Annotated in this window: 10 protein-coding genes; 2 read left to right on the forward strand and 8 right to left on the reverse strand. The window is 33.4% G+C overall.

The genetic code is table 11. The features are described from left to right. Positions 1–2: 2 nt before the first annotated feature. From DOS84_RS16265 to DOS84_RS16280, 4 genes are all read right to left on the reverse strand, one after another. A complete protein-coding gene (locus DOS84_RS16265; protein WP_111411164.1) occupies positions 3–539 on the reverse strand; it encodes a thioredoxin family protein in 537 nt (178 codons plus the stop codon). A gap of 80 nt (positions 540–619) precedes the next feature. Further along, the gene (locus tag DOS84_RS16270) at positions 620–2,131 is read right to left on the reverse strand and encodes a peptide MFS transporter (RefSeq protein ID WP_111411165.1); all 1,512 of its coding nucleotides are present in this window, start codon (positions 2,129–2,131) and stop codon (positions 620–622) included. Between the two features lie 94 nt (positions 2,132–2,225). Continuing rightward, entirely contained in the window at positions 2,226–3,902 is a 1,677-nt protein-coding gene (locus DOS84_RS16275) for a peptide MFS transporter (protein ID WP_111411166.1), read from the reverse strand. A gap of 32 nt (positions 3,903–3,934) precedes the next feature. Further along, the gene (locus DOS84_RS16280; RefSeq protein WP_111411167.1) at positions 3,935–6,112 is read right to left on the reverse strand and encodes a S9 family peptidase; all 2,178 of its coding nucleotides are present in this window, start codon (positions 6,110–6,112) and stop codon (positions 3,935–3,937) included. Positions 6,113–6,528: 416 nt separating this feature from the next. On the opposite strand from DOS84_RS16280, the gene DOS84_RS16285 reads away from it, so the two are divergent. Next, positions 6,529–7,845: a hydroxymethylglutaryl-CoA reductase, degradative gene (locus DOS84_RS16285; protein WP_111411168.1), complete on the forward strand. Its 1,317-nt coding sequence runs from the start codon at positions 6,529–6,531 to the stop codon at positions 7,843–7,845. A gap of 41 nt (positions 7,846–7,886) precedes the next feature. Continuing rightward, positions 7,887–8,798: a GYDIA family GHMP kinase gene (locus tag DOS84_RS16290; RefSeq protein ID WP_111411205.1), complete on the forward strand. Its 912-nt coding sequence runs from the start codon at positions 7,887–7,889 to the stop codon at positions 8,796–8,798. Positions 8,799–8,919: 121 nt separating this feature from the next. Here DOS84_RS16290 and DOS84_RS16295 read toward each other — a convergent pair whose 3' ends face one another. The 4 genes from DOS84_RS16295 to lptC all read right to left on the reverse strand — a co-directional run bounded on the left by DOS84_RS16295 (position 8,920) and on the right by lptC (position 13,158). Beyond that, complete coding sequence (locus DOS84_RS16295) at positions 8,920–11,019, reverse strand: peptidylprolyl isomerase (protein ID WP_111411169.1); 2,100 nt, start codon at positions 11,017–11,019, stop codon at positions 8,920–8,922. A gap of 110 nt (positions 11,020–11,129) precedes the next feature. Then, a complete protein-coding gene (locus DOS84_RS16300; RefSeq protein WP_111411170.1) occupies positions 11,130–12,389 on the reverse strand; it encodes a hemolysin family protein in 1,260 nt (419 codons plus the stop codon). A 5-nt stretch (positions 12,390–12,394) separates the two neighbouring features. Then, a complete protein-coding gene (locus DOS84_RS16305) occupies positions 12,395–12,586 on the reverse strand; it encodes a hypothetical protein (protein WP_111411171.1) in 192 nt (63 codons plus the stop codon). Between the two features lie 17 nt (positions 12,587–12,603). Next, positions 12,604–13,158, reverse strand: a complete 555-nt coding sequence (gene lptC / locus DOS84_RS16310; RefSeq protein WP_111411172.1) for an LPS export ABC transporter periplasmic protein LptC — start codon at positions 13,156–13,158, stop codon at positions 12,604–12,606. Positions 13,159–13,167 lie beyond the last annotated feature (9 nt).

The raw sequence follows: 13,167 nt of genomic DNA on the forward strand, positions 1-13,167 counted from the left end.
TCTTATGCTTTTTTAGATTTTTTTGCTTTTGTTGGTTCGGCACTCAATGCCGGTTTTTTCACAAATGGATCGGCTACTGCTAACCATGCAGTTGGCCCGCCAGCTACATAACCTGTACTTCCCAAACCTTCAAAATTCACTTTCCCTTCTTTACTTACGGTTGCATTTGCAAAATAAACAGTTGGAAACCCCTGAATTCCAAACGCTTGCTGCAATTCGTTATTCTGTTTTTTAATTTCATCTGATTGAGCCGTTCTTCTAGGATAATCCAACTCCACAAGAATAACACTTTCTTTGGCCCATTTATTGAATTCAGGTGTTTTGAGTACTTCATTTTGCAAACGAATACACCATCCACACCAATCACTTCCTGTAAAGAACAACATTAATGGTTTCTTCTCTTTATTGGAAACTGTTATAGCCTCTTTTACATCTGTGTACCATTTTAATTGCTTCGCCTGTTCGCTATCGCTCGAGCCTTGAGCCTGAGTTGCAACAGTTCCGATTAAAAACAATGTTATCAAAAATACTTTTTTCATTTGCTCTATTTATTATTTTTTACTTCCTAACTAATTTCTTATTTACAAATTTAAATAAAAATAATACCAAAATTTGTCTGCTACTTTACTTCTTGCATTAATTTTTTTACCAATGGGGAAATAAGGATTAAAATTACGCCCGCAATCAAAGCATATATACCTAATTGTTTATATCCGTCGGCATACACATTTAACTTTTCAAGATTGGTCGCATGTTCTGACGCTTCTGCAATATTGGCACCTAATAATCCAGCAAAATACTGACCATAAGCACTAGCCAAAAACCACATTCCCATGATTACCGCTTGCGTTTTTAACGGTGATAATTTGGTCATGGCAGACATGCCAATTGGTGACAAACAAAGTTCTCCAAAAGTGATGATGAACCAACCGAAAGTAAACAATCCCAAAGAAGTTCTTCCATCAGCTCCCGCAAAGAATTTGGTATAATAAAAAATCCAGAAACCTGCCGCCAAAAATAAAAATGCCAACCCAAATTTGATAACGGTATTGGGTTCAATTTTTCTTTTGGCCATCCATAACCAAACCAATCCCACCAAGGCAGCAAACCCAATAACGAAGAATGAATTAGCAGAATTGTTTACTCCATTTGGACTTAATTTCACTCCAAGAATAGTGTTGTTTAAATTATTCACTGCAAAAAGGCTAAGAGAACCTCCACTTTGTTCGAAAAATGCCCAAAAGAAAATGGAAAATATGATGAATATCAATGCAGCAAATAATTTCTTGTTTTCGGCAGCCGAGAAGTTTTTCATCTCATAAAGCAAATACAAAATAGAAGCCGGCCCAATGAACATCATAAAATAGTCCGTGTAAACTGTATTGGCAACCATGACAATAATTACCGGAATAATCAATAATGAACCAACATAAGTAAGTGTTTCCATTCTTTTCCTTTTGGAACTTTCAATTTCCAACAAAGGTGAAATTCCAATAGTTCCAAGCTTTTTTTGAGTTTGCGTAAATGTCAAGAGACTAATAATCATTACAATTGCAGCAAAGCCAAAACCTACGTTCCAACGAAGATGTTCAGGAACCAAAGATTGCCACATCGAACCCTCGGCAACAGCAATACAAATATATCCTCCAATTAATGCTCCAAGGTTCACTCCCATATAAAAGAATGAAAAACCGGCATCCCTTCTCGGATCACCATCTTGATAAAGTTGTCCCACCATTGATGAAATATTGGGTTTAAAAAATCCGGTTCCGACAATGGTAAATCCAATCCCAATAAAAAAGAAGTTTTTCGGGTCTATCGAAAGAATGACACTTCCAATAATCATCAATATTCCACCCCAAAACAAAGATTTTCGCAGACCCAAAATTTTGTCAGCGAACAATCCTCCAATGAATGTAAATGCATACACCCAAGCTTGGGTAGCACCATATTGCAAATTGGCAATCCTGTCGTTCATCCCCAACTGACCTACCATAAACACAACCAACATCCCACGCATTCCATAGAAACAAAAACGCTCCCACATTTCACTAAAAAACAAATACCACAATTGCCTAGGGTACTTCCCTTTAAAATTTTGTATTTGTTCTAAACTTAAGTTTTGTTCCATTATAAAATATATTAAAAAGAGTTTAAATAAAAAAACATCATCTCCTTGACTGAATCAAAAAGATGATGTTTTTAGTTTATTTTATTTTAGTAAATTATCTAACACCGTGCATCATTTTTTTCAAAAATGGAGTTAGTGCAAATAAAACAATTGCTGCAATCCCAGTTAACACAACAAATACCATAAAAAATTCATATAAATTGTGAATTTCGAAACCAACGAAAATTGGATTATGATCCATGATTTGGTTAGCGTCTAATAATTGAGCTTGTTCTGTCGTAAGTACAATTTTCTTATCCAATACGGCCTGTAAATCAATACCTAGTTCTTTTGCTTTATTAAATTTGTCACCAGTAGCCGGCAAAATAGAACCTAATGTTCCACCTAAAGCATAACCTGATGCATTTGATAGAAAAAACACACCATATAGTAAAGATGCGAAACGTTTTGGAGATAGCTTACCAACTAATGATAATCCTATAGGAGACAAGCACAACTCTGCACAAGTGTTTAAAAAGTATAACAAGATAAGCCACTTTACCAATAATAAACCAGAAGTTCCGATATATGAAACTTGAGTAGCAATCATAAAAAAGCTTACAGTAATCAGTACTAAGCCCATCGCTAATTTTACTGGTGATATTGGTTCTTTATCTTTTGATCTCAAATAATCCCATAATACACTAAACGGAACGGCAAGAAAAACAACAAACATTCCATTGAAAATCTGAACCATCGAAGGCGGCATTTGCCATCCAAAGAAATTTCTGTCGGTTTGGTTATTGGCAATAAAAGTCAACGATGAACCTGCCTGCTCAAAAGCAGCCCAGAAGAAAATTATAAAAAATGAAACAATATAGATTACAATAATCCTGTCTCTTTCAATTTTAGTTAAAGACGAATCTGAAATAATTAAACCAGCCAATGCCAATCCACTTGAATAGATTAGAGTATAAATTAAATTTTGATCAAAAACATAATGAACGACTGCACCTAAAACCAAAAATGAAATAGCTGCAGTAATTAAAGCTTTTTTAGAAAAACTCGCCGTTTGAGCTTCTCCTTCTTCAAAATCAGATGCAATATTTTTAGATGGTAAACCACCTAATGGTCTTCCCTCTGGAGATACAACATATTTATTTTTTAAAACATAAAAAAGAATTGTTCCTAAAAGCATTGCAATCGAAGCTGCCAAGAATCCCCATTTAAAAGCATGAACATCTCTCACTCCTCCTGTATCAACAACATCTCCCAACAATGGGCAAATTGATTGACCTAAAAAAGCTCCAATATTAATCCCCATATAAAAAATAGTAAATGCCGTATCCAGTTTTGTTTTTTCTTGTTTAGGATACAAACTTCCCACCATACTTGAAATATTTGGCTTGAAAAATCCGTTACCAAAAACAATAACTGCCAATCCGCAATACATTACGGATTTTGCTAAACCCAAATTAGCGTCAAAAATACTTCCGCTGGTAAACAATAGCAATTGTCCAATTGCCATTAATAACCCTCCTAATAAAATACAATTTCTGTTGCCTAAAAAACGATCGGCTACAAAGCCACCAAGCATGGGAGTTAAATAACAAAGACCAAGAAAACCTCCATAGATTAATGAAGCTTCTTCCTCTTTCATTAGCAAAGAGTTTACTAAAAATAAGGTTAATAAAGCCCGCATTCCATAAAAGTTGAAACGTTCCCACATTTCGGTTCCAAATAACACCCAAAGTCCTTTTGGATGTGCTGTTTTCGATTGAGTTTCTGTCATTTTTGTTTTTGGTATTTGTTTTGTGATTTGGTTTATAAATTTTCCTTGATAAAATTAGTCATTTTGGTATACAGCTGAATTCTAGTTTTTCCTCCGTAAATACCGTGATTTTTATCTGGATATATCTGAGAATCAAATTGTTTATTGGCCTGAATTAAAGCTTCCATCATTTGCATAGAATTCTGCACATGCACATTATCGTCCCCAGAACCGTGAATCAAAAGGAATTTTCCTTTTAATTTCTCAACATGATTAATTGGTGAATTAGTATCATATCCGCTTGCATTTTCTTGTGGAGTTTGCATATATCTTTCTGTGTAAATACTATCATAAAAACGCCAATTTGTTACCGGTGCCACTGCAATTGCCATTTTGAAAACATCGGCTCCTTGAAAAATACAGTTAGATGCCATAAACCCTCCATAAGACCAACCAAAAATTCCAATTCTTGAAGCATCTACATAAGGATAAGACCCTATAACTTTTGCAGCATCGATTTGATCTTCAACTTCGTATTTTCCTAATTCTTTTTGAGTTACTTTTTTGAAATCGGCACCTTTAAAACCAGTTCCTCTTCCATCGATACAAGCTACAATGTATCCTTGTTGTGCTAACATCATAAACCAATAATCATCGGCTCCGTTCCAATCGTTATTAACTTGTTGAGATCCTGGACCTGAATATTGGTACATAAAAACAGGATATTTTTTTGAAGCATCAAAATCTTTTGGTTTAATCATCCAAGCATTCAATTCGTTTCCTTTAGCGGTTTTTAAAACAAAAAACTCTTTAGACGGCAAATTGTAACCTCCTAATTTTGCTGCAAGAGCCTGATTATTTTCGATAACCTGAATTTCTTTCCCTGTTTTTGACTCGTTTAGAGTATAGATAGTAGGCTGAGAAGCACTTGAAAAAGTATTAATGAAGAATTGGAAATTAGGACTAAAAGTCGCCGCATTTGTTCCAGTGTTTTTAGACAAACGAACTTTGTTTTTTCCGTCTAATCCTATACGATAAACATCTCTGTTAATAGATCCATTTTCAGTAGATTGGTAAAAAATGGTTTTTGTTTTTTCGTCGAAACCGTAATATGAAGTAACCTCCCAGTTTCCTTTTGTAATTTGAGTTTTCAGTTTTCCGGTTTTATCATAAAGGTAAATATGGTTGAAACCGTCTTTTTCACTTGTCCAAATAAAACTATTATCTTTCAGGAAAGTTAGATTATCTGTGTCAATATAATCGATATATCCTTTTTCTGTTTCATTAAAAACAACTTTGGCAGCGCCAGTAGTTCCATCAACGAATAATAAATCCAGATTATCCTGATGACGATTTACAACTTTTGCAGATAAAACATTGGCATCATTTGTCCATTCTATTCTAGGGATATAAAAATCATTATATTTTCCTAAATCCACATTTATTAAAGCTTTAGAATCTACATTATACAAATGCAATGAAACCAAAGAATTTTTTTCTCCTGCTTTAGGGTATTTAAAAGTCTCAACTGTTGGATATAAACTTTTTTGAAAAATCGACATTGAAAATTCCGGCACTGCACTTTCATCAAAACGGATATAGGCTAATTTTTTGCTGTCTTTACTCCAGTCGAAAGCACGAACAAAAGCAAATTCTTCTTCATAAACCCAATCCGTTATTCCATTAATTATAGCATTCTTTTTTCCATCGGTAGTAACTGCAGTTGATTTTTTTGAAGCTATGTCATAAACATATAAATTGTTTTCTTTAGCATAAGCTATTTTTGTCCCATCTGGAGAAAAAGTCGGCTCTTGAACCTGGAAATCAAAAAGTTTTGTTAGGGTTTTGGCAGCTATATCATATAAAAAATAATCCGCTGTAAAAGAGTGGCGGAAAATTTTGTTTGAATGACATGCAATTAATATCTCTTTTTCTGAATCATCAAAAGTATAACTATCAATTCCGTCTGCAAGTTCTTTATAATTCTTAGTATCGATAAGGTTAGACACTTTTTTTAGGGTTGCAAAATCATAAAGGTCGATTTGCATGCTTTTAGTTGCTCTGTCAGAATTTAATACCGTGTATTGATTGGTATTTTTCATTGATTGCAATTCGTCCATTCCTTTGGCACGAAAAGCGCCTGTATAAATTTCATCAACGGTTATTTTTTGTTGTCCAAATACAGTAACACACAAAAAGAAAAGTAAGGCAGTAATCTTATTCGAATTCATATTTAGGTAAATTTATTTCCTTTTGGAACATGTAATTTATATATCATAATTAGTATTTCTACTAATTTAATGTCATACCCGTTACATAATATGGATTAAGTTATAAAAGCGACAATTTTAGTGAAAATTTTATAAATAAAACACTTTTGCCTTGTTAAATGTTATAAAAAATTATTTTTAACAATTTTATTGAATATTTTTACAGTAATCAAGCAAAGCACAATCATTCTTTCCATTGATTTTGTAGTATTTAATACTTTACAACAAATACAAAATTTCTTATTGTATAACTCCATTCTATATTAAATCTCAAAAAGTCAATTCTCTATAAATGAATCGAATTCGAAATACAGACTCATTTTGAAAAAAGCAATAAAATGGAATGTGTATCTTTGCGACAATTATAATTTATACCTATGAACAACGCTGTTGCTGGATTTTCTAAATTATCCAAAGAAGAAAAAATAAACTGGATTGCCAATCACTATTTTTCAACTCCAAGTGAAGCCATAGCACTGCTTAAAAACTACTGGAATTCTGACGAAAAAATTCAAAAGCTACATGATGAATTCATAGAAAATACAATTTCAAATTTTTATATTCCCCTGGGTGTTGCCCCCAATTTCCTTATTAATGGCAAATATAGCACCATTCCAATGGCCATTGAAGAAAGCTCTGTTGTTGCAGCAGCATCGAAAGCGGCTAAATTTTGGTCCACGCGAGGCGGATTTAAGACAACTGTTATCAATACAGAAAAAATTGGACAGGTACATTTTATCTACAAAGGCGATGAATCCAAACTGACTTCATTCTTTGCTCAATTAAAATCCAAATTGTTTACAATAACAGAACATTTGACCAAAAATATGCAGAAAAGAGGTGGGGGAATTTTGGATATAGTTCTAAAAGACAAAACCGATTTACTCCCGAACTACCATCAGCTCCACGTTACTTTTGAAACGGTCGACAGTATGGGCGCTAATTTCATTAACTCCTGCCTGGAACAATTTGCACAAACACTGCAGGAAGAGGCGCTATCCTGTGCATTATTTTCGGAAGAAGAAAAAAACTTGCAGGTGGTGATGAGTATTCTTTCCAATTATGTCCCAAATTGTATCGTAAGAGCAGAAGTTTCCTGCCCAATAGAAGATTTGGCTGAGAAACATATTGAAAATCCACACGAGTTTACCGCCAAATTTATACAGGCTGTTCAAATTGCCGAAGTGGAGCCTTTCCGTGCTGTGACCCATAACAAAGGAATCATGAACGGAATCGATGCTGTTGTTCTCGCAACAGGAAACGATTTTAGAGCCGTAGAAGCAGGTGTTCATGCCTATGCTTCGCGAGACGGACAATATTCGAGTTTATCTCATGCCAAAACAGAAAACGGAGTCTTTAGTTTTTGGTTGGAAATTCCTTTGGCTTTAGGGACGGTTGGTGGATTGACATCACTTCATCCTTTGGTGAAATTATCATTGGAAATGCTTGAAAAACCATCAGCCAAAGAATTAATGCAAATTGTCGCGGTTGCCGGATTGGCACAGAATTTTGCCGCATTGCGATCATTGACTACAACCGGAATTCAGGAAGGGCACATGAAAATGCATTTGAACAACATCCTGAATCAGTTTGAAGCCAATGATGAAGAACGTCATTTGATCAAAAAACACTTTAAGCACCATGTTGTTTCTCATAGCGCTGTAGTTGATTTTATTGAATATTTAAGAAAATAATTCGCCTTAAACTTTGACAAAGTTATATGAGCCAAGAAACAATGAAAAAAACTTTTTACAGCAACGGAAAACTTTTGTTAACAGCGGAGTATCTCGTTCTTGATGGTGCAAAAGCATTGGCCTTACCCACAAAATTTGGACAAAACCTTATTGTGGAAAAAACTGATAACCAAGAAATAAAATGGAAAAGTCATGATGCAGATGAAAGTGTTTGGTTTGAAGACATCATTCCGTTTTCGGCAATTATTTCTAACACTCCTTTTGAAAAAGAATCTGTAAAAAATACTTTAATTACCATTTTGCGATCTGCCTATCAATTAAATCCAAATACAATTATAAATTCGGAGGGATATACTGTTTCTACACAATTGGATTTTCCAAAAAAATGGGGATTAGGAACCTCTTCAACATTAATAAATAATATTGCTCAGTGGTTTAATATTAATGCCTTCACGTTGCTTAAAAACAGTTTTGGAGGCAGTGGTTATGATATTGCCTGTGCACAAAACGATTGCCCTATTCTATATCATCTTGAACAAGGCAAACCAATTGTTGAAAAAGTAAAGTTTAAACCAGCATTCTCAGAAAATCTATACTTTGTCTACCTCAACCAAAAACAAAATAGCAAAAACGCCATTGCTTCTTATAAAGAGAAAAAAAACAATTTAGAAGACACCAAAAAAATTATCAATCAACTTACCGAAATCGTTTTGAACGCAAAAGACGAAAACACTTTTGCACAAGCGTTGGAAAATCATGAAAAAGAGCTGAGTTCCATTCTTGAAACAAAAACCGTAAAAGAATCCTTGTTCCCCGATTTTAACGGAACCATAAAAAGTCTTGGAGCATGGGGAGGTGATTTTGTAATGGTCATTTCAAAAGAAAATCCTAGTTCTTATTTTATAGACAAAGGATTTGAGACTATTATTCCTTATAGTGAAATGATATTATAATATTTGACTAAAATTCAGCATTAGAAATCAACTACCAATTCTAAGCCAAAAATCCATAAAACAAAAAACCCGATACTTGCAGTTTATAAGTATCGGGTTTTTTATGTTTGAAAATTACTTCTTAGTAATTAAAATCTTTTCTGTTGTCTTTAATATCAGCACCTTCTTTTAAAGCAGGTAATACTCTGTTTATTTCAGAAGCACTTTGAGCTTTTAATTTATTTACATTGTCAGCGTAGCTTTTTAAAGCTGGCGCTTTAACAGTGCTTATGTTTTTCACTACATAAACTCCAGTAACTCCTTCAATTGGAGCTGATACTTTATTAGCAGCCAATGCAAATGCATTTCCTACCACCTTTGGCTCTTGACCAACACCACCTGTTAAAACTGGATTTTCCAAAGTAACATCAGTAGCTTGCTGTACAGTTGTACCAATAGCTTTTGCGATAGCTTCCAATGAACTTCCGCTCATTTTAGCTTTTAATAATTCCGCTTTTTTCTTGTTTTTAAGAATTTGCTCTACATAAGGTCTAGCTTGATCAACTGGAACTAATCCAGAATTATCAATAGTTTTAACTTTTGCAATTACGTGTCCTAAATTAGCTACTTCAAATCTTTTTACAGCACCCTCTTTAGTATCTTTTTCAAAAGCCCATCTAACGATCGTTCTTTGGTTTCCTAAAGGACCAAAATTCTCATCCATTGCTTTCACTGAAACAGCTGGTGACACAGTAAGAGCCATCTCTTTTGCTACTTTATTAAAATCTTTATCAGCAACATCCATTTCAAATTTAGTTGCCTGTGTAAACACTTTGTCAGAAGTAGCTTCAGAGGCTTCAATTTTTTGAGCTACAGTCGCCAAACGAATTCCGTCCTGTTTGTCAGTGATTTTAATGATATGGTAACCAAATGGAGTTTCTACCAAACCTACTTTTCCGATACCATTATTGAAAACGAAATCATTGAAAGGTTTTACCATTTGACCTTGTCCAAAATATCCTAAATCTCCACCTTGTTGAGCAGATGAATCATCTGAACTAGTGAAAGCCAACATCAAGAAACTATCTGGATTTGCAGTTACTTGAGCTAAAATTTCTTCAGCTTTAGCTTTAGCTTCTTCTTTAGTTCTTTTCTCTCTTTTATTAGGAACTTGAGTTCCTTCATAACTAATAAGGATATGACTAGCTTTTGCATTTACTCCAGCTTTTCTTCCTAAAGACTTAGAAATACAGTAGTATTTTCCAAAAACATAAGGTCCGTAAACTTCTCCTGGAGCTAAGTTGTACAATTTATCAGCATCAACTGCAGGAAGATCTTTTTTGGCAACATATGAAGAATCGTAAGGAACATCAGAATTTGAATTTACAAATTCAATCACATTTTTAGTATTTTTAAAACCAGCTAAAGTATCATTTTTACCAGTTGCTTGATTGTAAACCACACTTCCTGTCAATAATGAATTAACTTTTGTTTTAACTTCATTCACATCTGCTGGAGATGCTTTATCTTCAATTAGAACATATTCTACTTTACGAGTTTCTTCAGATTTGAATTTTTTTGGACTCGCTTTCATGTAATCCAAAATATCAGCATCAGTAACTTTTACTTCACTATCTTTTATTGTAGAAAACAAACCGGCAACATAAGCAAAGTTTACTTTGTTAGCTCCCATTTCGTAATTGAATTTTCCTTCACTTTCAGTAGTATAAATACCTGCTTTAACTAAGGTATTATAGATTTGAAATTTAGCATTCAATTCAGCGCTTTTCTCTCTTTCTTTTAAATATTGTGCTTGCTCTGGATTTGACTTGAAATATTCTTTAAATTTCACAACATCAAACATACCGGCAGCATTCAAAAACATTGGGTTTTTACCAATATTTTGATCTGCTTTAAGGATATCCAGAATATGTTTCTCACCTACTCTTAATCCTAATTTATCAAATTCGGCAGAAAGCAAAGCGACAGTCACTTCTTGATCCCACACTTGTTTAGACGCTTCTGTTGAAGAAATTCCTTGCCCACTTTTTTCTACATTGCTTACTTTTACTCTAAAGTCTTCAAATGCGATATCCTTTCCATTGATGCTTCCAACATCCTTTGAACTCTTACCAAAATTTCCTTTCGTAAAAAGATCTTGGATTATAAATGAGAATAATGCTAGAGCAATAACTCCAATCATTATCGCGGAATGTTGTCTAATTTTTGATAAAACTGCCATTGTATATTATTGTTTATTTTAAAATTTTGTTTGCGAAAATACAATTATCTAATTAATAATTATAGAACTACTGTTTTTTTTTTGTTTTTTTTTAAATTAAAAAAAAAATCTCAGTCTTTGATAGTCATTTTAACCAATTCAATCTTCTTATTTGTGGCTTCCTCTATTACAAAATGATAGTTTTCGATGGTAATCTCATCTCCTTTTTCAGGAATTTCCTTAGTAAAATTGACAATGAATCCCCCAAGCGTACCATAGGAATCACTTTCTGGGATGGCCAGTTTGTAAGTCTGGTTCAAATATTCGACATCAAAACGGGCAGAGAATAAAAAAACACCTTCTTCAAGCTCTTTTTCTGTCAATTCTTCATCCAAATCATGCTCATCCTCTATCTCACCAAATAGCTCTTCCACTATATCTTCAATAGTCAGAATTCCTGATGTACCGCCATACTCATCCAAAACCACCGCAACGCTTTTTCGTTTTTTGGTCAGCAAACTCATAGCATCTTTTACATAGATAGCTTCTGGAATAAACTCTACTGGAATAACAATCTCCTTAATACTTGAAGGTTTTTTGAACAAATCAAAAGAATGAACATAACCAATGATATCGTCAAGTGAATTTTGATAAATTACCATTTTTGAATACCCCGTTTCTATAAACAATTCTTTGAGATTCTCCAGCGATTCATCCACCTCTAGCGCGGCAATTTCGGTTCTTGGCGTCATAACATCCCGAGCCTTTACTCCCGAAAAATCCAGCGCATTACGAAATATCTGTATTTCTGAATCTACTTCTTCGTGGTCCTCAACCGTACTCATTTGTTCGTTGATATAGTTTCCCAATTCTACTTTACTAAAATAAAGCTGTACTTGGTCTCCATCCGTTTTAAAAAATCTTTTTAAAACAAAATCGGAAATCCATATCAAAAAAGTAGAAATAAAATAGAACAATCTATAGAAAACATAGGCCGGAATCGCGAAAAACTTAATCAGTGAATTGGCATAAATTTGAAAAAACACCTTTGGAAGAAATTCAGCCGTTATTAAAACAATAAACGTTGAAATTACAGTTTGGATCAAAAGACTTGTAAAATTGGAAAAATGCAAATCAAAAAGCAACAACCATTCCATTAACAATTCGCCCATAAAAAAACCATAAACCACAAGTGCAATATTGTTTCCAATTAGCATTGCAGCGATAAATTTTGAAGGTTTCTCGGTAAGCTTGGTAAGAGTTTTGGAAAGAAAACTGTCTTGTTTTTTCTCTAATTCTAAATATATTTTATTCGATGAGATAAAGGCTATCTCCATTCCTGAAAAAAAAGCACATAGTATTAAACACAATATTATGATACTTACTTCCATAGTATTTAGGATTGTTTATTTCTATCTTCAAATTTTTTGGCAAAGTTTCTTCTAAAGAAAAACATAAAAATGGCAAGACATCCAATAATCAAATACAATACAGGAGATTCATTAGTATTCCATTTTGAATATCCTTCATAAAGAAAATAGATTCCAAAAGCTAAGTAAAGGTATGAGGTATATTTTAAGAAATTCATGTTGTTTTTATTTTTTATTATTCTGAAGATTCAATCTCTCCTTCTATTCTTTGCGAGTTCACGACTTTAAAGTCTTTACTGAAATCAATTCCCTGCCCAGTCGAACCACCTTTCGCATCTGTCAATTTAAATTTTTTCTCAGTATAAAACCATTGGTTTTTTTGATCAAAATACAATTGTTCTGTTTCGAGCATTTGCCCTGCTTCCGAAGTGATTTTTACTTTTCCTTGTAAATCTATAATATTGGTTTGTTTATAGGAAACTGCATAATTAGATTTAATGAAAGTTCTTTTGCCTTTCTCATCATAAATTGTTACGTCAACACCTTTAGGGAATTCTGTAAATGCAAAATCAACATTGGCATAATCAAACATTTTGGGACTCACCAATATGGATTTTATTTTTCCGGAATCAGTGTATTTTAAATTCACATTGTCAGCATCACCACTGGGAACAAATTCGGAATAATCATTTTTTTGAACTTCCTTAAAATTACTCTCACACCCCAAAACCATACTAATAACAATAATTAGCAGCAAAAAAAACAGAATATATTTTTTATAGAAAGTCATAATAGAAAG

Source organism: Flavobacterium aquariorum (genome assembly GCF_003254745.1).
Classification (GTDB): Bacteria; Bacteroidota; Bacteroidia; order Flavobacteriales; family Flavobacteriaceae; genus Flavobacterium; species Flavobacterium aquariorum.

Excerpts from the sequence above, each read along its gene's own strand:
- DOS84_RS16265 (WP_111411164.1), bottom strand. The coding sequence starts at position 539 with ATGAAAAAAGTATTTTTGATAACATTGTTTTTAATCGGAACTGTTGCA.
- DOS84_RS16270 (WP_111411165.1), bottom strand. The coding sequence starts at position 2,131 with ATGGAACAAAACTTAAGTTTAGAACAAATACAAAATTTTAAAGGGAAG.
- DOS84_RS16275 (WP_111411166.1), bottom strand. The coding sequence starts at position 3,902 with ATGACAGAAACTCAATCGAAAACAGCACATCCAAAAGGACTTTGGGTG.
- DOS84_RS16280 (WP_111411167.1), bottom strand. The coding sequence starts at position 6,112 with ATGAATTCGAATAAGATTACTGCCTTACTTTTCTTTTTGTGTGTTACT.
- DOS84_RS16285 (WP_111411168.1), top strand. The coding sequence starts at position 6,529 with ATGAACAACGCTGTTGCTGGATTTTCTAAATTATCCAAAGAAGAAAAA.
- DOS84_RS16290 (WP_111411205.1), top strand. The coding sequence starts at position 7,887 with ATGAAAAAAACTTTTTACAGCAACGGAAAACTTTTGTTAACAGCGGAG.
- DOS84_RS16295 (WP_111411169.1), bottom strand. The coding sequence starts at position 11,019 with ATGGCAGTTTTATCAAAAATTAGACAACATTCCGCGATAATGATTGGA.
- DOS84_RS16300 (WP_111411170.1), bottom strand. The coding sequence starts at position 12,389 with ATGGAAGTAAGTATCATAATATTGTGTTTAATACTATGTGCTTTTTTT.
- DOS84_RS16305 (WP_111411171.1), bottom strand. The coding sequence starts at position 12,586 with ATGAATTTCTTAAAATATACCTCATACCTTTACTTAGCTTTTGGAATC.
- lptC (WP_111411172.1), bottom strand. The coding sequence starts at position 13,158 with ATGACTTTCTATAAAAAATATATTCTGTTTTTTTTGCTGCTAATTATT.